Below are 23,773 nucleotides of genomic sequence, written 5' to 3'. Positions count from 1 at the left end.
GGCATGGCCGACCGGCCGCGCGACCATCGGGTCGGGTCGCGCGGCCGCGGCCGGCGTCTCAGCTGTTGAACGCGGCGTCGAAGGACGCCGTGGGCGGCTCGTAGTCGAAGGCCTTCAGGCGGGTCAGCGCCTCGGGGGCGCCCTGGAGGCGGTCCATGCCCGCGTCCTCCCACTCCACCGAGATCGGCCCGGAGTAGTCGATGGAGCGGAGCATGCGGAACACGTCCTCCCAGGGGACGTCCCCGTGCCCGGCGGACACGAAGTCCCAGCCGCGGCGAGGGTCACCCCACGGGAGGTGGGAGCCGAGGCGGCCGTTGCGGCCGTCGAGGCGCTTGCGGGCCTCCTTGCAGTCGACGTGGAGGATGCGGTCGCGGAAGTCGTAGAGGAAGCCGACCGGGTCGAGGTCCTGCCACACGAAGTGGGAGGGGTCGAAGTTCAGGCCGAAGGCCGACCGGTGGTCAACTGCCTCCAGCGCCTTGTGCGTTGTCCAGTAGTCGTACGCGATCTCGCTCGGGTGGACCTCGTGGGCGAAGCGGACGCCCTCGGCGTCGAACACGTCGAGGATCGGGTTCCAGCGTTCGGCGAAGTCCTCGTAGCCGCGCTCGATCATCGACTCGGGCGCGGGCGGGAACATGGCGACGAGGTGCCAGATGGCCGACCCCGTGAAGCCGATGACGGTGTCGACGCCGAAGGCGGCTGCCGCGCGGGCGGTGTCCTTCATCTCGGCGGCGGCCCGCTGGCGGACGCCCTCGGCCTCGCCGTGCCCCCAGATGCGGGAGGGCAGGATCGCCTCGTGGCGTTCGTCGATGATGGCGTCGCAGACGGCCTGGCCGACCAGGTGGTTGGAGATGGCCCAGCACTTGAGGCCGTACTTGTCGAGCAGGGCGTGGCGTCCCTTGATGTAGCCGGGGTCGTCGAGCGCCTTGTCGACCTCGAAGTGGTCGCCCCAGCAGGCGAGTTCGAGGCCGTCGTAGCCGGCGTCGCGGGCGATGCGGCACACGTCTTCGAGCGGCAGGTCGGCCCACTGACCGGTGAAGAGGGTGAACGGGCGGGGCATGGATGTGCTCCTCTCGGGTCGGGGCTCTCAGGCCGGGATCGGGGTGTAGACGGAGTTCTTGGCCGCGCTCTCCTCGACCGCCGCGAGGACGCGCTGCACCTGGAGCCCGTCGGCGAACGACGGCCGGGGCTGGGCCCCTTCGGCGATGGCGGTGACGAGGTCGCGGGCCTGGTGGGTGAACGTGTGCTCGTAGCCGAGGCCGTGGCCCGGCGGCCACCAGGCCTCCAGGTAGGGGTGTCCCGGCTCGGTGGCGAGGATCCTCCGGAAGCCGGCCAGCTCGGCGGGTTCGGTGTGGTCGTGGAAGGACAGCTCGTTGAGGCGTTCCAGGTCGAACGCCAACGAGCCGTGGGAGCCATTGAGTTCGATGGTCAGCGCGTTCTTGCGGCCGCTCGCGAACCGGGTGGCCTCGAAGGAGGCGAGGGCCCCGGAGGCGAACCGGCCGGTGAACAGGGCCGCGTCGTCGACGGTGACGGGCCCGGTGCCGGTGTCGCCGCCCCCGGCTCCGGAGAGGCCGGAGGACGCCCCGTCCAGGAGCGGGCGCTCGCGGACGAAGGTCTCGGTGAGCGCGGAGACACCGGTCACGAGCTCGCCCGCGAGGTACTGGGCGAGGTCCACTGCGTGCGCGCCGAGGTCGCCGAGCGCGCCGGAGCCCGCGTGTGGTTTCTGCAGCCGCCAGGTGAGCGGGAACGCCGGGTCGGCGAGCCAGTCCTGGAGGTAGTGGGCGCGGACGTGACGCAGGGTGCCGATGCGCCCGTCGGCGACCATGCGACGGGCGAGCGCGATGGCCGGGACGCGCCGATAATTGAAGCCGACCATCGCCAACTGGCCGTTGGCGGAGGCGCGTTCGGCGGCTGCCACCATCGCCTCCGCCTCCTCCACCGAGTTGGCGAGCGGCTTCTCGCACAGCACGTGCTTGCCGGCCTCCAGGGCGGCGACGGCGATCTCGGCGTGACTGTCGCCCGGGGTGCAGATGTCGACCAGGTCGACGTCGTCCCGGGCGATCAGCGCCCGCCAGTCGGTCTCCGCGGCGGCCCAGCCGAGCCGGTCGGCCGCGGCGCGCACTCCCGAGGCGTCGCGGCCGCAGATCGCGGCGAGTCCGGGTGTGAGCGGCAGGTCGAAGACGTGGCCCACGGTGCGCCAGCCCTGTGAGTGGGCGGCGCCCATGAACGCGTACCCGACCATGCCGACACCCAGGACGGGCCTCGTCCCGTCGTATCCGTTGCTGCCTGCCATGCAGAAGTCCTCCTCGTCCGCGCGGTGTTGGGGGGATACGCCGTACGGGCGGGGCTCACTTGAAGCCGGTGGGCATGTACTGGTCGACGTTCTTCTTGTCGACGACGGCCGAGTACAGGGTCAGGTGGGCGGGGATCTCGAACTCGGCCATGCCGCTGATGCCCTTGCCCTGGCCGAGCGCGCGGGCCAGGTCGATCGCGGAGGCGGCCATGGTCGGCGGGTACAGGACGGTGGCCTTCAGCACGCCCCGGTCCTGCTTGATCTCCTCGAACGCGGAGAGCGCGCCGGCGCCGCCGACCATCAGGAAGTCGTCGCGTCCTGCCTGCTTGATGGCGCGCAGGGCGCCGACACCCTGGTCGTCGTCGTGGTTCCACAGGGCGTCGAAGTTCTTCTGCGCCTGGAGGAGTTGGGACATCTTGGCCTGCCCCGACTCGACCGTGAACTCGGCGGCCTGCCGGGCCACCTTCTTGATGTTGGGGTAGTTCTTCAGGGCGGCGTCGAAGCCCTCGGTGCGCTGTTTGGTGAGTTCGAGGTTGTCGAGGCCGGCGAGCTCGACGACCTTCGCGTTCTTCTTGTCCTTGAGCTGCTCGCCGATGTAGTGACCGGCGCTCAGGCCCATGCCGTAGTTGTCGCCGCCGATCCAACACCGGTACGCCTGCGGGGTGTTGAAGATGCGGTCCAGGTTCACGACGGGGATGCCGGCGCGCATCGCCTTCAGGCCCACCTGGGTCAGCGCCTTGCCGTCGGCGGGGAGCACGACGAGGACGTCGACCTTCTTGTTGATGAGGGTCTCGACCTGGCCGATCTGCGCGGCCGTGTCGTTGGAGCCCTCGGTGGTCTCCAGGGTGACGTCCGCGTACTTCTTGGCGCGTTCCTTGGCGTTGTCGTTGATGGCGTTGAGCCAGCCGTGGTCGGCCTGCGGGCCCGCGAAGCCGATGGTGACCTGCTTGCCCTTCTTGTTGTCGGCGACCGGCTGGTCGTCGGTCTGCTTGTCGTCGCTCTTGTCGCTCGGCTCGTTGCTGGTGCAGGCGGTGAGCAGTCCGCCCGCGGTGACGGCCGCGGCCGCGCCGAAGATCAGTCCCCGGCGGCTCGTTGTCTCTGGCATGGCGTGTCCCTTTCCGCGTTTCAATGGGAAGTGCTGGCCGTGCGCCGCTGCACCAGGACCGCCACGACGATGATGGCGCCCTTGGCGATCTGCTGGACGTCGCTCTGCAGGTTGTTCAGCGCGAAGATGTTCTGGATCGTGGTGAAGATCAGGACGCCGAGGACGGAGCCGACGATGGTGCCGCGTCCGCCGGTGAGCAGGGTGCCGCCGATGATGGCGGCGGCGATGGCGTCGAGTTCGTAGAGGTTGCCGTTGGTGTTCTGGCCGGAGCCGGAGAGCACGATCAGCAGGAAGGCCGCGATGCCGCAGCACAGGCCGGAGAGCAGATACAGATAGAGGCGCTGGCGTCGCACGTCGATGCCGGCGAGGCGGGCCGCCTCCGCGTTGCCGCCGACGGCGACGGTGCGGCGGCCGAAGGTGGTCCGGTTGAGGACCAGCCAGCCGATCACGGTGACCGCGACGAAGACCAGCACGAGCGGCGGGATCCCGAGGACGTACGAGTCGCGCTCACCGAGCTTCAACACCCCTGGCACGGTGACCATTTGGGTCTTGCCGTCGGTGATCTGGAGGGCGAGTCCGCGGCCCGAGGCGAGCATCGCGAGCGTGGCGATGAACGGGACCATGCCGCCGTACGCGATCAGCACCCCGTTGACGAGGCCGCAGCCGACGCCGACGAGGATCGCCGTGAACAGGACACCGGCGAAGCCGTACTCCTGGGTGGCCACGGTGGTGGCCCAGACACCGGCGAGGGCGACGATCGCGCCGACGGAGAGGTCGATCCCGCCGGAGATGATCACAAAGGTCATGCCGACGGTGACGACGCCGATGACGGAGGCCTGGGTGAGGACGAGTTGGAGGTTGTCCGTGTCCAGGAAGGAGTCCGGCTGGGTGATGCCGCCGATCACGACCAGGGCGGCGAGGACGCCGAGGAGCGAGAGCGTACGGACGTCCAGGCGCAGGACGCGGGGGTGTTTCGCGGCGGGGTCCGACTTGGGGGCCGCTGGACTTGTGGTGGATGCGGGCTGGGACACGGCACCCTCTCCCTTCGACAGTGCCGGCAGTGCGGGCGGGGTGGGCCGCGTGGGCCCGGCGGGGCTCATCGCGCGCCCTCGATGACCAGGTCGAGGACCGCGTGTTCGTCCAGGTCGGTGGCCGGGGACTCGTGGATCACCCGGCCCTCCCTGAGGACCAGGACGCGGTCGGCGAGGCCGAGCACCTCGGGGACCTCGCTGGAGACGAGGAGCACGGCGAGCCCCTCGTCGGCGAGGCGGCGGATCACGGCGTACAGCTCGGCGCGGGCGCCGACGTCGACGCCGCGGGTCGGTTCGTCGAGCAGGAGCACCCGGCAGCCGCGCAGCAGCCAGCGGGCGAGCACGGCCTTCTGCTGGTTGCCGCCGGAGAGCGTGCGCACCAGCACGGAGGGGTCGGCGGGGCTCAGGGAGAGCTCGCGGGTGGCGCTGCGGGCGGCCTCGCGTTCCCGGCCGCGGTCCATCCAACCTCCGTACGAGAAGCGGGACATGGAGGAGACGGAGACGTTGCGGGTGACCGATTCGAGCATCAGCAGGGCCTGCGCCTTGCGTTCCTCGGGGGCGAGCCCGAGCCCCGCCCGGACGGCGGCGCGGACACTTCCGGTGCGCAACTGCCGTCCGTCGATGTGGATCTGACCGGCCGTCGGTTTACGGGCTCCGTAGATCGTCTCCAGGATCTCGGAGCGTCCGGAGCCCACGAGTCCGGCGAGGCCGACGATCTCGCCGGGTCGGATGTCGAGGTCGAACGGCTCGAACTCCCCTTCACGGGTGAGGCCTTGGACCTTCAGGACCGGATCCGTGTGCGGCCCGGAGTTGGGCCGGTCCGGGAAGACGTACTCGACGTTGCGGCCCGTCATCAGGGAGATGATGTCGCGGGTCGGGGTCTGCTCGGCGGGCAGTCCCACGGCCACGGCGCGGCCGTCCTTGAGGACGGTGACGCGGTCGCCGATGCGGCGGATTTCCTCCAGCCGATGGGAGATGTAGACGACGGCGACGCCCTCGGCGGTCAGGTCACCGACGATCCGGAAGAGGTTCTCGACCTCGTCGGGGTCGAGCGCCGCGGACGGCTCGTCCATGACCATGAGCCGTACGTCGTGGGAGAGCGCGCGGGCCATGGAGACGATCTGCTGGTGGGCGGCGGACAGGTCACCGACGAGCCGTTCGGGGTCGATCTCCGGGTGGCCGAGCCGCCGGAGCAGCGCGGCCGTCTCGGTGCGGGCCGCGCGTCCGCGCACGACGAATCCGCCGGCGGTCGGCTCGTGCCCGAGGAACACGTTCTCGGCCACGGACAGGGCCTCCACCAGGTCGAGTTCCTGGTAGATGGTGGCGATGCCGAGCCGCATCGCGGCGATCGGCGAGCGCAGCGCGACCTGGTCGCCGTGCCAGGTGATGACGCCGTCGTCGGGCTGGTGCGCGCCGGCGAGGACCTTGATGAGCGTCGATTTCCCGGCGCCGTTCTGGCCGAGCAGACAGTGCACCTCCCCGGCCTGGACCTCCAGGTCGACGCCGTCCAGGGCGCGCACGCCGGGGAACGACTTGGTGATGCCGGACATGGTGAGCAGCGGTGGTGCGGAGGCCGTATCGGGTCCCATGACGGTTCCCCTCGGGGCGGGTGCGGACCGGTTTCGGGGCAAAACAGGCAGAGCGGAGCTGAGCGCCGTGCTGGGTGTGCGTCGTACAGGGTGTGTGCCGTACAAGGTGTGCATGGAGCAGCGTGGAGCGGCTGGGCTTACGCGGGTGAGAACAGGTGATCGCTGATCAGTCGGGCGCCGCCGGTCACTCCGGCGGTGGGCCCCAACTCCCCGAGAACAATGGGGAGGCTGCCGGTCGCCAGGGGGAGCGACTGACGGTAGACCTGGGTGCGCACGGCGGCCAGCAAGGTGTGGCCGAGCCCGGTGACACCGCCGCCGATGACGACGAGCCCCGGGTTGAAGAAGCTGACGAGGGACGCGATGACCTGACCGGTGCGGTTGCCGCCCTCACGGATCAGGTCGAGACAGGTGGCGTCACCGGCCGCGGCGGCCGCCGCGACATCGGCGGCGTCGAGCCGGCCCGCGCTCTCCAGGCGTGCGGCGAGTTCCGGGGAGCGCCCTTCGCGGGCGGCGGCCTCCGCGTCACGCGCGAGCGCGGCGCCGCTGAAGTGTGCTTCCAGGCAGCCCTTGTTGCCGCAGGCGCACTGCCGGCCGTCCTGCTCGACGCGGATGTGCCCGATGTCGCCGGCCGACCCGGTGGTGCCTCGGTGGACCTCGCCGCCGACGACGATGCCGCAGCCGATGCCGGTGCCGATCTTGACGCAAAGGAAGTCGCGGGCCTGCCGGGCGACGCCCGCGTGCTGCTCCCCCATCGCCATCAGGTTCACGTCGTTGTCGACCATGACGGGGCAGCCCAGGTCCTGGCTGAGCGCCTCGCGGACCGGGAAGCCGTCCCAGCCGGGCATGATCGGCGGTGCGACGGGGACACCCTCGGGGAACCGCACGGGACCCGGCACCCCGATACCCGCGCCGTCGAAGCCTTCGGCGAGTCCGGAGGCCTTCAACTTGGCCGCCATGGCGAGGACTTGCTCGAATACGGCGACCGGCCCCTCGCGTACGTCCATGGGCTGCGCGATGTGGCCGAGGATCTCCAGCTCGGCGTTGGTGACGGCGACGTCGACCGAGGTCGCGCCGATGTCCACGCCGAGGAAGCGGAGCGAAGGGGCGAGCCGGACGTTGTGGGAGCGGCGGCCGCCGCGCGAGGCGGCGAGTCCGTCGGCGACCACGAGTCCGGTCTCCAGGAGCCGGTCCACCTCGACGGCGAGCCGCGACCGGGACAGTTCCACCTGATCGCCCAGCTGGGCGCGGGAGTTGGGACCTGCGTCGCGCAGCAGTCGCAGCAGTCGCGCCTGGTGCGCGTTGGCGGGTCGAGCCGTCATGCGTCTCACGTGCCCCTCCCCGCCGCTTCGGGCCTCTTCGGGTGGTGGTGCCGTGCGCTCGCGTTCGTCTTTCGATGGGGAACGTAGCAGCGCCCACCCGGCACGGGAAGAAGTTGCGCGGGAATTGCCCATGACTTTCTCCGGTCACAGGACAAAGCCCGCTGAGCCACCCGGTTACACCCTCGGCACCTCGGTGCCCGGTTACGCCTTCGACGCCCGCCACAGCGTGACGTCGGCGGTGAGGAAGCTGATGCCCGGCTTGTCCCACAGGGCGGTCGACTTCGTCTGCACGACGAGCAGAGCGATGTCACCGGCGGAGTTCCTGACGCAGATCTCGCTGCCGCCCGCGGCCGCGGCCAGCGGCAGTCGGTGGCTCTTCTGGCCGGTGACGGCGAGGCTGCAGGTGTCGTGGTCGGCGCCCGGCTTGTCGTAGAGGAGGGTGAAGACGCTGGTGTCGCTCTCCAGGGCGCAGCCGACCTGCTTGCAGACGAAGCGGATGTCGCCCTTGCCGCCGGTCTTGCGCTCGTCCGGGTCCCGGGTGCTGAGCGAGTACTTCTCGTCCAGCCAACGTTGGGGGTAGGCCTCGGCCCTCGGTGTCCCGTCGGTGTCTTCCGATGGTTTCGCGGTCCCGTCCCCCGCCGCCTTCTGCTCATCGGCGCCGATGCCCTGCGCGGACTCCACCGCGGCGGACGCGGACGGGCGGCCGGCCCCCTCGGCCGATCCCCCGCCCGATGCGGCCGACGCGGTCACTCCCGCGCCCGAGGCGTCCCGGTCCCGGGTCCCACCCACGCCGTCGGCGACGACCCACGCGAGGCCTGTCGCCAGGACCACGCCCGCGGTCACCGCGGCGGTGACGAGCGCGGTCCTGCGCCGCCGGGTGCGCCGCTCCTGTGGTGTCACGGGCCGCTCGGGCGGCGGGGCGAACACCTGCGCGGAGTGCGGCAGCGTAGGGGCGCCCGGCTCCGCCACGGCCGCCGGAACGGTGACGGCGTCGGCCGCCCGGACAGTGGCAGCGTCCGCCAGCGGCTCCGGCACAGTGGCGAGCGGCGGCGCCGGAACCGGGGCGTCCGACCCGGCGAACTCCCGCCACACCGCGGGACTCGCGCCGCCGCCCAGGCTCCGCCGGCACCACGCGACGAGCTCCTCCGGCGTGGCCCGGTCCTCGGGCCGCGCCTGGAGGCACCGGTCGAGGATCGGCCGCAACTCCTCGGGCAGCACGGAGAGATCGGGTCTCTCGTGCACGATCCGGTAGAGCACGCCGACCGACTGGCCCTCCCCGTACAGCGGCGCGCCGAGAGCCGCGAACGCCGCGGTCTGCCCCAGTGCGAACACGTCGGTCGCCGGGCCCACTTGTCCCGCAACGGCCTGCTCCGGCGCCATGAACTGGGGCGTGCCGACGGCGGATCCGGTGACCGTGCTCGACGTCAGGTCGGCGGCGACGGAGATGCCGAAGTCGATGACCCGCGGCCCGTCCGCGGCGAGCAGGACGTTCGACGGCTTGAGGTCCCGGTGCACGATGCCCACACCGTGGATGGCCTGCAACGCCTCGGCCACCGCGGCCATCAGCCACAGCACCGCGGGCACCGGGAGCGGTCCGTGCCGGGCCACCGCCGCCGCGAGGGACGGGCCGGGCACGTAGAGCGTGGCCAGCCAGGGCGGTGCCGCCTCGGCGTCGGCGTCGATCAGCTCGGCGGTGTAGGCGCCCCGCACCCGCCGGGCCGCCTTGATCTCCCGGGCGAACCGCCGCCGGAACGCGGGGTCGTCCGCCAGTTCCGGGCGCACCACCTTCAGGGCGACCGGCCGGCCTCCCCTGGTGTGCGACAGATAGACCCGGCCCATGCCGCCCGCGCCGAGCCGGGCCGCCAGGCGGTATCCGCCCACCGTCTTCGGATCGTCCGCCCGCAGCGGCTGGAACACCTCGTGCACGCCGTCCACCGGTACTGGCCCCCACGCCTTCACCCCATGCCGACGGCCCCCTGACCGCCGGTCCCCGCGAGCAGCCTAGACGCAGGTGGGTTCGGGCCGGATCACCGGGAACGGCGAACTGCCGCCGGGGTCAGGCCTCGTCGCGGTGACGATACGTCTCCAGGGAGTCAGGCCTCGTCGCGGTGGTGGTACGTCTCGCGGGTGTGCTCGGTGTGGGTCCGCATCACCGCCGTGGCCTTCGCCTCGTCGCGCGCGGAGATCGCCGCGATCAACTGGCGGTGCTCGATCCAGGACTGCTTTCCGCGCTGGCGGGCGACGGGCTGGTAGTACCAGCGCACGCGGCGGTCGACCTGGCCCGCGAGTTCGCCGAGGACCACATTGCCCGCGAGTTCCATGACCTTGGCGTGGAACTCCGCGTTGGTGGCGACGACCAGATCCACGTCCCCGTCGGCGACGGCCTGCTCCCCCTTGGCGCAGAGCGCCTCGAGCTCGCCGATGCCGGCCTTGCCCGCGTTGGCCGCCGCGAGCCGGGCGGCCTCGGCCTCCAACAGCGTACGGACACTGAGGAGTTGGTCGGCCTCCTCCTCGGTCGGCTCGTGCACGAACGCGCCCTGCGCGGGGCGCAGGTCCACCCAGCCCTCGGTGTTCAGCCGCTGCAGCGCCTCGCGCACCGGCTGGCGGGAGACCCCGAGGTGACCGGCGAGTTCGCTCTCGACCAGGTGCTGGCCGGGCTGCAGGGCCCGCGTCGTGATCAGTTCGAGCAGCGCCTCGTAGACCCGCTCGCGCAGCGGTCCGGGGCGCTCCAGCTTGGGCACCGCCCCCTGCGGCAGTCCTGTGGACAACATCGCGGTCCCCCTCCTGGGCTTCGAACATCCGGCAGGCCGGCTCCGACGATTGCCGGATTGGCTTTGGAATACAGTTTACCGAGCGCAATCGCCACGGCTAGAGCGAGTTGACCTCGTCACACTATGTAGGCCGGATGTACGCGACCGGGTCACGGGCAGCGGATCACCTGACCCGCGTACGAGAGGTTGCCGCCGAAGCCGAAGAGCAACGCGGGCGCCCCGCTGACCAGTTCGCCGCGCTCGACGAGCTTCGACAGGGCGATCGGCACGCTCGCGGCCGAGGTGTTGCCGGAGTCGACGACGTCCCGCGCGATCACAGCGTTCACCGCGCCGATCTTCTCCGCGAGGGGTTCGATGATGCGCAGGTTGGCCTGGTGGAGGACGACCGCGGCGAGATCCGCCGGGTCGAGTCCCGCCTTCGCGCAGGCCTCGCGGGCCAGCGGCGGCAGCGAGCGGGTGGCCCAGCGGTAGACCGACTGGCCCTCCTGGGCGAAGCGGGCCGGCTCGCCCTCGATGCGTACGGCGTCGCCCATCTCGGGGACCGAGCCCCACAGGACCGGACCGATCCCCGGCTCCTCGCCCTCGGCGCAGGGCTCGACGACCACGGCGCCCGCCCCGTCCCCGACCAGGACGCACGTCGAGCGGTCCGTCCAGTCGGTGACGGCGGACATCTTGTCGGCGCCGATGACCAGGGCGCGCGTCGCGGCCCCGGCGCGCAGTGTGTGGTCGGCGGTGGCGAGGGCGTGCGTGAAGCCCGCGCACACCACGTTCAGGTCGAGCGCGGCAGGGGACGGGACGCCCAGTCGGTGGGCGACGCGGGCCGCCATGTTCGGCGAGCGGTCCACGGCCGTGGAGGTCGCGACGACGACCAGGTCGATGTCGTCGGCGGCCAGGCCCGCAGCGGCCAGCGCCTTGGCGGCGGCGTGCGCGGCGAGCTCGTCGACCGGCTCGTCGGGGCCCGCGATGTGCCGGGTGCGGATGCCGACGCGACTGCGGATCCACTCGTCATTGGTGTCGACCACGCCCGCCAGTTCCTCGTTGGTGAGGATCCTGGCGGGCTGGTGGTGCCCGATGCCGACAATGCGCGAACCGACCATGGAGGCCCCCTCGTGAGCTGCGGATCCTCCAGTCTGGTCAGCGACTCACGAGTAACCGGATGCGGCCAGTGACAGGAAAGTGCCGTTTCACTTGGAGAGTTCTGCTGGAGTCGCGGAGAGTTCCGATGGAGCCGTCGGGCCGGTCACGGAGATTCACCCGGTGAACAGCTGTGTGGCCTTTTGCACCAGTTCGTACACTCCGTACGCGAGCGGCAGCCCGACCCACAGCCAGGCAAAGGCGATCAGGCCGCGCCGCTCAGGCGCGCTCCTTGCGGTCTCCGGCGGCGGTGTCGATGTCATCTGCGGGCTCCCTGGGGGCGGGGACTACGTGGTGGCGGGCGTGCACGGGACGTACCAGTTCATTGGCGACGAAGCCGACGACCAGCAGGCCGATCATGATCATGAGCGAGAGGCCGTACAGATTGGCGCCGTCCTTGCCCGCGCTCTCCTGGCTGTCGGCGACCCGGTTGACGATGAGCGGGCCGAGGACGCCCGCCGTGGACCAGGCGGTGAGCAGCCGGCCGTGGATGGCGCCGACCTGGTACGTGCCGAAGAGGTCCTTCAGATACGCGGGGATCGTCGCGAATCCGCCCCCGTAGAAGGAGAGGATCACGAGGGCGCACAGCACGAAGAGAGGCTTCGAGGAGTCGCCCCACAGGACGATGAACAGGTACATCAGGGCGCCCACGCCGAGGTAGACGCGGTAGATGTTCTTGCGGCCGATGAGGTCGGAGGTGGAGGACCAGCCGATGCGGCCCGCCATGTTCGCCGCGGAGAGCAGCGCCACGAAGCCGGCGGCCGCGGAGACGGACACCGGGGTGCTGGTGCCGGCGAAGAAGTCCGTGATCATCGGCGCGGCCTTCTCCAGGATGCCGATGCCCGCGGTCACGTTCATGGTCAGGACGACCCACAGGCACCAGAACTGGGGCGTGCGGATCGCCTGCTTCGCGGACACCTGCGGGCCGCCGACGGCGGCCTCCTCGGTGCGCTCACCCTGCTGGGCCTGTGGCCGAGGTACCCGGATGAGCAGCACGCCGAGCGTCATGAACACCGCGTACGCGAGCCCGTGCACCAGGAACGCGAACGCGATGCCGTCGTTGTCCGCGCCGAAGGACTCCAGCATCTGGGCGCTCCACGGGGACGCGATGAGCGCGCCGCCCCCGAAGCCCATGATCGCGATGCCGGTGGCCATGCCGGGCCGGTCGGGGAACCACTTGATCAGCGTGGAGACGGGCGAGATGTAGCCGATGCCGAGGCCGATGCCGCCGACGAAGCCGTAGCCGAACACGATCAGCCAGTACTGCTCGGTGGCAGCGCCCAGCGAGGAGAGCAGGAAGCCGGAGGAGAAGCAGACGAGCGCGACGGTCATCGCCCAGCGCGGCCCGTTGCGCTCGACGAGCGTGCCGCCGAAGGCGGCCGACAGGCCGAGCATCACGATGCCGAGCTGGAACGGCAGCGCGCTCTGCGTGCCGCTCAGCCCCAGCGCCGACTCCAAGGGAGGTTTGAAGACGCTCCAGGCGTAGGCCTGGCCGATGGAGAGATGGACGGAGAGCGCGGCGGGGGGAACGAGCCAGCGGCTCCAGCCGGCCGGCGCGACGGGGGGCCTCATGATCCCGAACGTAAGGGAGTGACACGGGAGTTGGGAAGCCCTTTCTGCCTCCCCCTTGTCGACGACCCCGGCCGCTTCCATACTGTAGGCAATATCCCGTCGCGAAGGCGCCGAACACGGACACGGAGGTCGGCCACGGCCGCGTGCCACCGGTGCGGGAGAATGGGTGCCATGGGACGAGTCACGGAACGACGCAAGGTGATCCGGATACGGGACGGGCACGTCTCCACGCGGCCCGACACCCTGGTCGCCGAGGAACCGCTGGAGATCCGGCTGAACGGCAAGCCGCTCGCCATCACCATGCGCACTCCGGGCGACGACTTCCCGCTCGCGGCCGGCTTCCTGGTCAGCGAGGGCGTCCTGGGCACCGCCGACGACCTGCAGAACATCGTGTACTGCGCGGGCGCCACGGAGGACGGCAGCAACACCTACAACGTGGTCGATGTACGCACCACGCCGGGCGTCGAACTGCCCGACATCACTCTCGAACGCAACGTCTACACGACCTCGTCATGCGGCCTGTGCGGCAAGGCGAGCCTCGACGCGGTGCGCACCACGGCCCGTTTCCCCATCGCCGACAATCCTCCGCTCAGGATCGAGCCCGAACTGCTCGCCTCACTCCCCGACCGGCTGCGCGAGGCCCAGCGCGTCTTCGACCGGACCGGAGGGCTGCACGCGGCGGCGCTCTTCGACGAAGAGGGCCGCCTCGTCGACATCCGGGAGGACGTGGGACGGCACAACGCGGTCGACAAGCTCGTCGGCCGGGCCCTGCAGAACGGGGAGCTTCCGCTGTCCCGCTCCATCCTGATGGTCTCGGGCCGCGCCTCGTTCGAGCTGGCGCAGAAGGCCGTGATGGCGGGCATCCCCATGCTCGCGGCGGTGTCGGCACCCTCGTCCCTGGCAGTGGACCTCGCGGCCGAGACGGGCCTGACCCTGGTCGGCTTCCTGCGGGGCAGCTCCATGAACGTGTACGCGGGTGAGGAGCGGATCGCCCTGGAGACGGCGGCCGCACACAACTGACGCGGCCCCTGCTCAGCGGCCCGCGTTTCTGTCCTCCGCGGCGGGCACGCCCGACACCCGCCGCAGCATGTCCATGAACCGCTCCCGCTCCTGTGCCGAAAGCGGTGCGAGGAAGCCCGCCGTGGCCGCGCTCGCGCCGCACGGCCGGCTCGTCGCGTACAGCTCGGGCGGCGGGACCGTGGAGGCGTACGACCTGCTGGTGGGGGCGAAGTCGGTGATCGGCTTCCAGATGGGGCTCATCGCGCGCGAGCAGCCGCGGACGTACGAACGGTGGCGCGCGGAGCTGTGGGAGCTGTTCCTGACGGGTGATCTGAAACCCTCGGTCCACCGGGAGTTCGCCCTGGAGGACGCCGTGCAGGCGCACGCCGTGATCGAGGGTCGGGCCAACCTCGGGAAGGTCGTGCTCATCCCCTGACACGCAGCCGTCGCGGTTCTTGTGAGGCACCGGGACGCCCCCGTAGCGTCTGTGGCCCGCACGCAGGACGTAGGACGTCGGATGTCGGCTGTCCGGACGACCCCGAAAGGGTGGGCCGCGCCATGCACAGAAGATCCCGTACCGGTCCGAGATCCCTGGTGGTGGCCGCGCTCGCGGTCGCCGCCGCGCTCCCCGTACAAGCCTCGGCGGCACCGAAGCCTCAACCTCCTTTTGAACAGCAGGTGTTGTTCAAGCCGGGACAGGATCCCGGGTACGCCTGCTATCGGATCCCGTCCGTCGTGAAGACGGTGCGCGGCACCCTTCTCGCCTTCGCCGAAGGGCGGAAGAACGACTGCACCGACGCGGGCGACATAGACATCGTCGTCAAGCGGTCCGAGGACGGCGGCCGCACCTGGTCGCCGCTCCAGGTCGTCAACGAGGGCGCGGGCGACACCCACGGCAATCCCTCGCCCATCGTGGACCGCAGGACGGGCCGCATCCTGCTGGCGGAGACGTACAACACGGGCCGCACGGACGGCAAGAACTGCGACGTGCCGTGCGACCGCACCCCACACATGCAGCACAGCGACGACGACGGCCGCACCTGGTCGACGCCGCGCGATCTGAGCGACGAGCTGCTGCCCGACGACTTCAACTCCTGGTACGCGACCGGCCCCTCGCACGGCATCCAGCTGACGCGGGGACGCCACCCCGGCCGCCTCGTCTTCGCCGTCAACGCCGAGACGTGGAACGGCAGTCGAGTGTCCGCGAACCACGCCGCCCTCATGGTCAGCGACGACGGCGGCGACCACTGGCGTATCGGGGCAAAGGACTCCTGGCCGGTCGCCGAAGACGGCACGTTCCGGCAGAAGCCCTCCGAGATGGCACTCGCCGAGCTGCCCGACGGCACGGTCCACGTCAGCGGGCGCGAGCAGGACGGCACCGACCTCGGCCACCGCACGCAGGCCGTCAGCCGGGACGGCGGCGACTCCTTCGCCCACCCGTTCGCGGCGCTCCCGGACCTCTACGCGCCGCAGGTCCAGGCCTCGACCCTGCCCGTGGGCAAGGACGGCGACCGGCTGCTGCTCGCCTGCCCCGGCGACCCCGACCGGCGGCGGACCATGATGATCCGCTCCTCGTACGACGGCGGCCGCACCTGGGAGAGCTACGACCGGGGCACCGTCGTGACCACGGACTGGTCGGGCTACTCGGACCTGGTGCAGGCCGACCGCGACCATGTGGGCTGCTGTACGAGGGCGGGGCCGTGGACGCCCGCGACGAGATCCGCTTCGCCCGGTTCACGCTCGACTGGCTGAAGGACCGGCGCGGCCCCGACCCGACGACGGACGACCGGGCACCAGGGGCGCGCGACGCGGCCGTACTCGGCGGGGCCTCCGAAACCGGCGGGCCGGTCGGCCGGGCGCTCTCCTTCGACGGCACGGATGATGCCGTACGCCTTCCCTACAGCGACCGACTTCGCTTGGGAGCACGGGAGTTCAGCGTTTCCCTGTGGTTCCGCTACAGCGCGGCGAGCGGTGAGCAGCCACTGCTCTCACTGGGCGGCACCGGGGCCTCGCAGCCCCAGGTGACCCTGCGCGCCGAGCCCGCCGCCGACCGGATCACCGGGCTGATCACCGTACGGGACGGGGCCGCGGCCCCCAGGACGGTGACGGTGCAGTCCGCGTCCGCGTACAACGACGGGAACTGGCACCGGCTCCAACTCCGGCGTGGGGACGGCCGGTTGACCCTCACTATCGACGGCAAGGAGGTCGCCGGCGCCGACGACGCCCCCGGGTCGGTGAGCCGGAACTCGCCGTTCGGTGTGCACATCGGACAACGCATGGACAGCCGGGCGTACTTCACCGGAGCCATCGACGACGTCCGCGTCACCTCCGGCGGGGACGACGTGCTGTGGCTGCCGCTCGACCGGGTCCGGGGCGGCTGACCTCAGGCCGCCTCCCGCCAGTCCGCCGCGATCCGGTCCGCCTGCGTGCGCACGGCCGCCACCAGGTCGTGCGCTCCGCGCCTGCGGGGCGGGCCGACGGTCGCGGCGGAGATGCGGCGGGCCAGGCGCGCGCCGTCGACGGGGCGTACGACGATGTCGGCGCGCGGCGAGTTCAGGGCGAGCCGGGGCACCAGGGCGACGCCCGCACCCGCGGCGACATGGCCCTGGATGACGCCGTAGTCGTCGGAGCGCAGCGCGGTCAGCGGCCGGTAGCCCGCCTCCCCGCAGGCCCGGTCGAGCTGCCGGTCGCACGGGTCCCAGGCGGTGGTGCCGACGATCCACGGCTCCTCGCGCAGCGCCTTCAGCGGGACCCGGTCGAGGCGCGCGCAGGGGTGCTCCGGCGGCAGCACGAGGTCGAGCGGGTCGTCGAGGACGGGTTGCAGCGTGATGCCGTCGTCCAGGGTCAGCGGGTCGTCGGGCTGGGTGAAGACGAGCGCGACGTGCAGTTCGTCGCGGCGCAACAGGTCGAGCAGCGCCGGGAGTTCCCCCTCCGTCAGATCGAAGGTGACGCCCTGCTCGGCGATCTGGCGCACCGCGCGCGGCAGCAGCAGCGCGCTCGCCGTGGGGAACGCGCCGACCCGCAGCACCGTCTCCGCGCCACCGAGCAGCGCCCGCACCTCGTCCTCGGCCCGCCCTAGCCTGCGCACCACCGCCTCGGCATGCGGCAGCAGGGCGCGGCCGACCTCGCTGAGCGTGGCACCACGCGGCCCGCGCTCGACGAGCCGGGCCCCGAAGTGCCCCTCCAGCGTGGCCAGATGGTGGGTGACGGTGGGCTGGCTGTAGTGCAGCGAGCGCGCGGCCCCGGCGAGCGATCCTTCTCTGGCGATCGCACGCAGGACGTAGAGGTGACGAAGATCCAACACCGCCACAGGTTATTGATGAAATCTGCCCCCTTACAAGAAATTCTTCTGTTCTCTTGATCGTTCCCGACTGCCAGGGTCGGCGGCGTGACACGAGAACTGGCTTACGACCCTGACGACCACGGCCGGGCGCCCTACGCCACCGCCGTCCGCGAGAGCGCGGCCGACGACTGGCTGCGGCTGAACGTGCCGGGCCACTCCGCACAGCCCGACCGCTTCCCGCAGCTCGCCGACACCTTCGGCGCGGACGTGTTGCGGATGGACTTCCCGCCACTCCTCGAAGGACTCGACCTCGGCGCCGCGCCGACCCCCATGGACGAGGCGCTCGCCCTGGCCGCCGACGCCTGGGGCGCCGCGCGGACCTGGTTCCTCACGGGCGGCGCCTCCCAGGGCAACCGGATCGCGGGGCTCGTGGCGCGCGCCCTCGGCGAGACGCTGGTGGTGCAGCGCAGCGTCCACTCCAGCGTCGTCGACTCACTCGTCCTGTCGGGGATGCGGGCGCACTTCGTGCAGCCATCGGTCGACCACGGCCTGGGCATCGCGCACGGGGTGACCGCGGCGGACCTGGAGCGGGCGCTCGCCGAGGCGCCGGATGCGGCCGCCGCGTACGTGGTGACGCCCAGCTACTTCGGCGCCGGCGCCGATGTGCGGGCGCTCTCCGACGTCGCGCACGCGGCCGGGGTGCCGCTGATCGTCGACGAGGCGTGGGGCAGCCACTTCGGCTTCCACCCGTCCGTACCGGCGAACGCGCTGTCGCTCGGCGCCGACCTGGTGGTGTCCAGCACGCACAAGCTGGCCGGCAGCCTGACCCAGGCGGCGATGCTGCACCTCGGCGAAGGACCGTTCCGCGCGGTCCTCGAACCACTGGTGCAGCGGGTGTTCCACCTGACGCAGTCCACCAGCGCATCGGCCCTGCTGCTCGCCTCGCTCGACCTGGCCCGGCAGTCCCTCGCGGCCGATCCGGGCCGGGTCCTGGAGTCCGTGGAGTGCGCCGACAAGATCCGTGACCGGATCCGCGCGGAGGGCCGATTCCCGGTCGTGAGCGACGAGTTCACCGGGGCGTTCCCCGATGTCGTCGGCGTGGATCCGCTGCGGGTCGCCATCGGGACGCGGGCCGGGGGCATCGCGGGGCACGAGGCACGTCGACGGCTGCTGCGTGAGCACCGCGTCCACGTCGAGGTCGCCACCGCCTCCGCGATCGTCGCGGTCGTCGGCGCGGGCAGTACGCCGGACGCGGAACGGTTCGTGGAGGCGTTGCATGCGTTGCCTCAACTAGGCGATTCCGCAAGGAAGTTGACTGCCCTGCGCCTCCCCGACCCCGACCCCGGCCCCGTCCGCGCCACCGTGCGCGAGGCGTTCCTCGGGCCGAGCCGCCTCGTGCCCGCCTCCGAGGCGGTCGGACGTGTCTCGGCCGACACCCTGGCCGCGTATCCGCCGGGCATCCCGAACGTGCTGCCCGGCGAGGTGCTCACCGCCGAGCACGTCGCCTTCTTCCAGGAGACCGCGCGGGCCCCCGGCGGCCATGTGCGCGGGGCGCCGGACCCGGACGTGACCAGTCTGCGCGTCACCGACTGACCCACCCCCCCCCTGTCCGTTCCACCGAGCCCAAGGATGTGCCCGTGGCCCCAGACCGACCAGCCCTGCTCTCCGTCGCACTGCGCAAGAAGCCGGTCGCGGACCTGCTCGCCGAGAGCGGCGAAAGCGCCACCGACACCGGGGGCGGAGCCCAACTGCACCGCTCCATCGGCCTGTGGCAGCTGGCCGCACTCGGCATCAGCTGCACCGTCGGTACCGGCATCTTCTTCGTGCTCACCACCTCGGTGCCGCAGGCAGGCCCCGCCGTGCTGCTCTCGTTCGTGGTCGTCGCGATCGCCGCGGGCCTCACGGCGCTCTGCTACTGCGAGTTGGCGTCCGCGATCCCGGTCTCGGGATCCTCGTACTCCTACGCGTACGCCACGCTCGGCGAGGGCGTCGCCTTCGCGGTCGGCGCGTGTCTGCTCCTGGAGTACGGGGTCGCGGCCTCGGCGACCGCCGTCAGCTGGGGCGAGTACCTGAACCTGTTCACGGACCTGCTGTTCGGGGTCCGCCTTCCGCACGCCCTGTCGGCGGCGCCCGGCAGCGGCGGACTGATCAATCTGCCGGCCGTGGTCCTGGTCGGCCTGTGCTGTCTGCTCCTGGTGCGCGGGGCGCGCGAGTCGGCGGCCGTGAACGCGGTGATGGTGGCCGTGAAGGTGCTCGTCCTGCTGCTGTTCGTGGCGGTGGCGCTGACCGGGTTCGAGGCGGACCGGCTGCACCCGTTCCTGCCGCTGGGGATCGCCGGGGTCGGCACGGCGGCGTCCGGGATCTTCTTCTCGTTCATCGGACTCGACGCGATCTCCACGGCCGGCGAGGAGGTGCGCGATCCGCGGCGCACGGTGCCGCTGGCCCTCCTGCTCTCGCTCGGCGTGGTCACCGCGCTGTACCTGGCGGTCGCGCTGACCGCGCTGGGCGCCCAGCCGTGGCGCTCGTTCAGCGGGCAGGAGGCCGGGCTCGCGCAGATCCTGGAACATGTCACGGGCGCGCACTGGCCGGCGCTCGTCTTCGCGGGCGGCGCCGTCGTCTCGATCTTCAGTGTCACGCTCGTGTCGATCTACGGGCAGACCCGCATCCTGTACTCGATGGGCCGCGACGGGCTGCTCCCGCCGCTGTTCGCGAAGGTGTCGCCGCGCACCAGGACGCCCGTGCGCAACACGGTCGTGGTGTGCGCGGGCATCACCGCGCTCGCCGCGTTCGTCCCGCTCGACGTGCTGGCCGATCTCACCAGCATGGGCACGCTCGTGGCGTTCGCCGTCGTGTCGGTGGGCGTGATGGTGCTGCGCCGCACGCAGCCGGCGCTGCCGCGGGGGTTCCGGGTGCCGGGGTATCCGGTGACGCCGTTGCTGAGCCTCGGGGCGTGTGCGTATCTGTTGTACGGGCTGCATCTGTCGACGTATGTGTTGTTCGCGGTGTGGTTGGCGGGGGCCGCGGTGCTGTACCTCCGGTATGGGCGGCATCATTCGCGGCTCGGTGGGGCGGCGCGGCCGGCCGCCTCGGAAGCGGTCGACGTGGCGTCGCGGACGGGCTCGTGAATCGGCTCCGCGGGGTTGACGCCGCGGGGCTCCGCCCCGGACCCCGCGCCTCAAACGCCGGCGGGGCTGGATTTGCCCACCCGTCGCTGGGGCCCCGGTAGACCAACAACGCCGAGGGCGTTAACGTCGGCCCGCGTGCGGGGTCAGCGGGAATCACGGACGGCGAGGCGCGGCCGACGAGGGCCGTTGCTCGCCCTGCTCGCCGCCCTCGTCCTCGTACTGATCACGCTCGTCGCCCGCCCCGACCGGGAGGGCGACGAGCGTTGCGCGCCCCGTGGCGTCGCCTCGTGGTCCGCGGACACCCGGCTCACCGGCGAGTTCGCCCGCTACGGTGACGATGCCGAGCGGGTCGACGACTGGACCGGCGGCGACGGCACGCACTCCGTGCGGTTGCCGGACGGGCGGCTGCTGTGGCTGTTCTCCGACACGTATCTGGGCGCCGTGAACCGCCCCCCGAACCCGGCAGGGCAGTCACATCCCTGGCGGACCGCCGATGCACCCTTCGTCCGCAACTCCGCGGTGGTGACGGACGGTTCGGGACGTCTCGACCGGACGATCGCGGCGCCGCTGTTCCCGGACACGGCCGCCGGTGAGTGGCGCTGGCCGGTCGCGGCGCGCGTCGAGGAGAGCGGTGGCAAGAAGGTCGTACGGGTGTTGCTGTGGACGCGGGCGAAGGGCGCGGGACCGTACGTCTACGGGGTGCCGAACGCGACCGAGGTGGCCACCCTGTCGCTGCCCGACCTCCGGCTCGAAGGCATCACCCAGGTCCTCGACCAGCGGCAGATAGGGGATCCGGCGCGGCGCGTCCTGTACGGGACGACGGCCGTGGACCACCAGGGCTGGACCTATGTCTTCGGCGCCGACGACGGCGAGAAGGCCGTGCATCGCGCATACGTGGCGCGGGTGCCGGTCGGCCGCCTCGGCTCCCCCGAGGCGTGGCGGTACTGGGACGGCGAGCGGTGGGGCACGCGAGCCGCGCCGATCCTCGGCGACGACAAGCGGCGCGGCGTGGGCACCGCCTTCACGGTGGTGCGGGACGCGGACACGTACGTCCTGTTCACGACGGCGGCGGGCGCGGAGGGGCTGACGAAGGTCACCTCGTACTGGGCCTGTTCGCCCACCGGGCCCTGGCACGGTCCCGCGAAGGCCTTCACGCCGCCGCTCCCCCGCGACGCCCGCGACGGTGCGACGCCCTCGCGCACGGCGGCGTACAACCCGCAGGCGCACCCGGCGCTGAGCGGCGGCGGCCGGCTCGTCCTGAGCTATGACGTGAACTGGCTGGACGCCGCGCCCGCCGCCGCGCAGGCCGAACTCAACCGGAACGTGTCGCTGTACCGACCGCGGTTCGTGTCTCTTCGGCTCGGCCCTCTGAAGAACTGACCGACTGCTCCTGCCCGGTGGTCTCCTCCGGGTCCTTCGAGCGGCGCTTCGCGATCACCGCGCACACCATCAGCTGCATCTGGTGGAAGAGCATCAGCGGCAGCACGGCGAGCGAGGCGTGCGCGCCGAACAGCACGCTCGCCATGGGGAGTCCCGAGGCGAGGGACTTCTTCGAGCCCGCGAACTGGATGGCGACACGGTCCGCGCGGTTGAAGCCGAGGGCCTTCGCGCCGTACCAGGTGACCAGCAGCATGATCGCGAGCAGCACCGCCTCCACGACCAGGAGTCCGGCAAGGCGGACCGCGCTGACCTGGTGCCAGATGCCCTGCACCATGCCCTCGCTGAACGCGGTGTAGACGACGAGCAGGATCGAGCCGCGGTCGACGTAGCCGAGGATCTTCTTGTGGCGGGTGATGAAGCCGCCGACCCAGCGGCGCAGCAACTGGCCCGCGAGGAACGGCACGAGCAGCTGCAGCACGATCTTGAGGAGCGAGTCGGCGGAGAAGCCGCCGCCGCTGCTGCCGAGCAGCGCCGCCGCGAGCAGCGGGGTGAGGACGATGCCGGCGAGCGACGAGAAGGAGCCCGCGCAGATCGCCGCCGGGACGTTGCCGCGCGCGATCGAGGTGAACGCGATCGACGACTGGATCGTCGACGGGACGAGGGTGAGGAAGAGCAGGCCCTCGAAGAGGTTCTGCGGCAGCAGTACCGGGACCAGGCCGCGGGCCGCGAGGCCGAGCAGCGGGAACAGCACGAACGTACAGGCGAGGACGGTGACGTGGAGCCGCCAGTGGCGCAGTCCGTCCATCGCCTCACGGGTCGACAGGCGCGCCCCGTAGAGGAAGAAGAGGAAGGCGACGGCTGCCGTGGAGGCGCCGGACGCGACGTCGGCGGCGGCCCCTCGGGCCGGGAGCAGTGCGGCGAGGCCCACTGTCGCGATCAACGCCAGGATGTACGGGTCGATCGGCATCCAGCTCGGCCAGGTCAGGCGTTTCATTGGTTCCTTGCTCTCGGTTCAGGTCGTGCCCTCTCCATCGTCCACCTCCGGGCCGTGATCGGGAATCCTGCATACCGCTCTGACTGTGATCGCGTCGCGTGATGAGCGGGGGTACGGTTCGTGGCATGTACGACCCCGGACAGCTCAGGACCCTGCTCGCCGTCGCGCAGACGCTGAGCTTCACTCAGGCCGCGCGCCGCCTCGGCCTGCGGCAATCGACGGTGAGCCAGCATGTGCGGCGCCTGGAGGACGCGACCGGGCGCACCCTGTTCACGCGGGACACGCACTCCGTGGAGCTGACGGAGGACGGCGAGGCGATGCTCGGATTCGCCCGGCGGATTCTGGAGGTGCACGAGCAGGCGGCGTCGTTCTTCACGGGGACGCGGCTGCGCGGCCGGCTCAGGTTCGGCGCCTCGGAGGACTTCGTGGTGACCCGGCTTCCCGAGATCCTGGAGTCGTTCCGGGCCGAACACCCCGAGGTGGATCTGGAGTTGACGGTCGAGCTGTCGGGGACGCTGCACGCGCAGCTGGACGCGGGGAAGCTGGATCTGGTGCTCGCGAAGCGGCGCCCCGAGGATCCGCGCGGCGAGTCGGTGTGGCACGACCAACTGGTGTGGATCGGCTCGGAGCGGCTCCGTATCGACCAGGACCGGCCCGTCCCGCTGATCGTCTACCCGCCGCCGGGGATCTCGCGCGCCCTGGCCCTCGAGGCGCTGGAGCGGCACGGGCGGGCGTGGCGGATCGCCTGCACGAGCGGCTCACTGAACGGCCTCGTCGCGGCGGCGCGGGCCGGGCTCGGCGTGATGGCCCACTCGCGCGGCCTCATTCCGCCGGGCCTCGTGCGGGTGCCGGACCGGGTGGGCCTTCCGGAGCTGGGCGAGGTCGACTTCGTGGTGCGCAGCGCGACCCGGGACGAGAGCGAGCCCGCGCGGGCGCTCGCGCAGGCGATCCTGGCGGGCGGGGACCGGCTGCATCGCAGTGCGCGTTAACACGGCAGTGGTACCGTCCACCGGAACCGACTACTCCGTCTAAAAACACGGATGCCGGTCGACGGTGACCTCTTTGCACAGATCCAATGGAGGCCCGTGAAGAGGGCCGGGAGATTACGCTCCCGAAACTTACTGTCGCGTAAGTATTCTGCCCAGCTCCACCCGTTGTGGCCCGTTATAAACGTCTGACCT

18 protein-coding genes and 2 pseudogenes are annotated in these 23,773 nt (G+C 71.5%); 7 read left to right on the top strand and 13 right to left on the bottom strand.

Annotated elements, in window-relative coordinates:
• Positions 1 to 58: 58 nt before the first annotated feature.
• The 11 genes from ACYSUO_RS30720 to ACYSUO_RS30670 form a co-directional block, all read right to left on the bottom strand.
• Positions 59 to 1,057: a sugar phosphate isomerase/epimerase family protein gene (locus tag ACYSUO_RS30720; protein WP_461779473.1), complete on the bottom strand. Its 999-nt coding sequence runs from the start codon at positions 1,055 to 1,057 to the stop codon at positions 59 to 61.
• Positions 1,058 to 1,084: 27 nt separating this feature from the next.
• Entirely contained in the window at positions 1,085 to 2,290 is a 1,206-nt protein-coding gene (locus tag ACYSUO_RS30715) for a Gfo/Idh/MocA family protein (protein WP_461779472.1), read from the bottom strand.
• 55 nt (positions 2,291 to 2,345) lie between these two features.
• The gene (locus tag ACYSUO_RS30710; protein ID WP_461779471.1) at positions 2,346 to 3,395 is read right to left on the bottom strand and encodes a substrate-binding domain-containing protein; all 1,050 of its coding nucleotides are present in this window, start codon (positions 3,393 to 3,395) and stop codon (positions 2,346 to 2,348) included.
• A gap of 20 nt (positions 3,396 to 3,415) precedes the next feature.
• Positions 3,416 to 4,426: an ABC transporter permease gene (locus ACYSUO_RS30705; protein ID WP_461779470.1), complete on the bottom strand. Its 1,011-nt coding sequence runs from the start codon at positions 4,424 to 4,426 to the stop codon at positions 3,416 to 3,418.
• A 65-nt stretch (positions 4,427 to 4,491) separates the two neighbouring features.
• Positions 4,492 to 5,976, bottom strand: coding sequence for a sugar ABC transporter ATP-binding protein (locus ACYSUO_RS30700; protein WP_461779485.1), 1,485 nt, complete (start codon positions 5,974 to 5,976; stop codon positions 4,492 to 4,494).
• Between the two features lie 176 nt (positions 5,977 to 6,152).
• The gene (locus ACYSUO_RS30695; RefSeq protein ID WP_461779469.1) at positions 6,153 to 7,334 is read right to left on the bottom strand and encodes an ROK family transcriptional regulator; all 1,182 of its coding nucleotides are present in this window, start codon (positions 7,332 to 7,334) and stop codon (positions 6,153 to 6,155) included.
• Positions 7,335 to 7,535: 201 nt separating this feature from the next.
• Entirely contained in the window at positions 7,536 to 9,269 is a 1,734-nt protein-coding gene (locus ACYSUO_RS30690; RefSeq protein WP_461779468.1) for a serine/threonine-protein kinase, read from the bottom strand.
• A 158-nt stretch (positions 9,270 to 9,427) separates the two neighbouring features.
• Entirely contained in the window at positions 9,428 to 10,105 is a 678-nt protein-coding gene (locus tag ACYSUO_RS30685) for a GntR family transcriptional regulator (RefSeq protein WP_461779467.1), read from the bottom strand.
• A gap of 149 nt (positions 10,106 to 10,254) precedes the next feature.
• Positions 10,255 to 11,202 carry a beta-ketoacyl-ACP synthase III gene (locus ACYSUO_RS30680; protein ID WP_461779466.1) on the bottom strand — a complete coding sequence of 316 codons (948 nt, stop codon included), beginning with the start codon at positions 11,200 to 11,202 and terminating at the stop codon, positions 10,255 to 10,257.
• A 153-nt stretch (positions 11,203 to 11,355) separates the two neighbouring features.
• A complete protein-coding gene (locus ACYSUO_RS30675; RefSeq protein ID WP_327660694.1) occupies positions 11,356 to 11,502 on the bottom strand; it encodes an MFS transporter small subunit in 147 nt (48 codons plus the stop codon).
• Positions 11,459 to 12,811, bottom strand: coding sequence for an OFA family MFS transporter (locus ACYSUO_RS30670; RefSeq protein ID WP_461779465.1), 1,353 nt, complete (start codon positions 12,809 to 12,811; stop codon positions 11,459 to 11,461). The genes ACYSUO_RS30675 and ACYSUO_RS30670 overlap by 44 nt, the downstream gene beginning before the upstream one ends.
• Positions 12,812 to 12,982: 171 nt before the next feature.
• Here ACYSUO_RS30670 and fdhD point away from each other — a divergent pair, with 171 nt between their 5' ends.
• The 3 genes and pseudogenes from fdhD (at position 12,983) to ACYSUO_RS30655 (ending at position 16,191) form a co-directional block, all read left to right on the top strand.
• The gene (gene fdhD / locus ACYSUO_RS30665; protein ID WP_461779464.1) at positions 12,983 to 13,831 is read left to right on the top strand and encodes a formate dehydrogenase accessory sulfurtransferase FdhD; all 849 of its coding nucleotides are present in this window, start codon (positions 12,983 to 12,985) and stop codon (positions 13,829 to 13,831) included.
• Between the two features lie 115 nt (positions 13,832 to 13,946).
• A pseudogene (locus ACYSUO_RS30660) lies at positions 13,947 to 14,246 on the top strand (zinc-binding dehydrogenase); the annotation flags it as partial.
• A gap of 122 nt (positions 14,247 to 14,368) precedes the next feature.
• A pseudogene (locus ACYSUO_RS30655) lies at positions 14,369 to 16,191 on the top strand (exo-alpha-sialidase).
• Positions 16,192 to 16,193: 2 nt separating this feature from the next.
• On the opposite strand, the gene ACYSUO_RS30650 reads toward ACYSUO_RS30655, so the two are convergent.
• Positions 16,194 to 17,114 (bottom strand): LysR family transcriptional regulator, encoded by a 921-nt coding sequence (locus tag ACYSUO_RS30650; protein WP_426899089.1) that lies wholly within the window; start codon positions 17,112 to 17,114, stop codon positions 16,194 to 16,196.
• Between the two features lie 84 nt (positions 17,115 to 17,198).
• Here ACYSUO_RS30650 and ACYSUO_RS30645 point away from each other — a divergent pair, with 84 nt between their 5' ends.
• The 3 genes from ACYSUO_RS30645 (at position 17,199) to ACYSUO_RS30635 (ending at position 21,598) form a co-directional block, all read left to right on the top strand.
• The gene (locus tag ACYSUO_RS30645) at positions 17,199 to 18,686 is read left to right on the top strand and encodes an aminotransferase class I/II-fold pyridoxal phosphate-dependent enzyme (RefSeq protein ID WP_461779463.1); all 1,488 of its coding nucleotides are present in this window, start codon (positions 17,199 to 17,201) and stop codon (positions 18,684 to 18,686) included.
• A gap of 44 nt (positions 18,687 to 18,730) precedes the next feature.
• A complete protein-coding gene (locus tag ACYSUO_RS30640; RefSeq protein WP_461779462.1) occupies positions 18,731 to 20,218 on the top strand; it encodes an APC family permease in 1,488 nt (495 codons plus the stop codon).
• Positions 20,219 to 20,404: 186 nt separating this feature from the next.
• Complete coding sequence (locus ACYSUO_RS30635; protein WP_461779461.1) at positions 20,405 to 21,598, top strand: DUF4185 domain-containing protein; 1,194 nt, start codon at positions 20,405 to 20,407, stop codon at positions 21,596 to 21,598.
• Here ACYSUO_RS30635 and ACYSUO_RS30630 read toward each other — a convergent pair.
• On the bottom strand, positions 21,531 to 22,592 hold the full coding sequence (locus ACYSUO_RS30630; protein WP_461779460.1) for a bile acid:sodium symporter family protein: 1,062 nt from the start codon (positions 22,590 to 22,592) through the stop codon (positions 21,531 to 21,533). The two genes, ACYSUO_RS30635 and ACYSUO_RS30630, sit on opposite strands and share 68 nt — an antisense overlap.
• Before the next feature lie 125 nt (positions 22,593 to 22,717).
• Between ACYSUO_RS30630 and ACYSUO_RS30625 the strand changes: the two genes are divergently transcribed.
• Positions 22,718 to 23,581, top strand: a complete 864-nt coding sequence (locus ACYSUO_RS30625; protein ID WP_461779459.1) for a LysR substrate-binding domain-containing protein — start codon at positions 22,718 to 22,720, stop codon at positions 23,579 to 23,581.
• Positions 23,582 to 23,773: the final 192 nt, after the last annotated feature.

The sequence above is a fragment of the Streptomyces sp. UC4497 genome, assembly GCF_054871485.1.
This window is presented reverse-complemented; position numbering and strand designations above follow the sequence as displayed.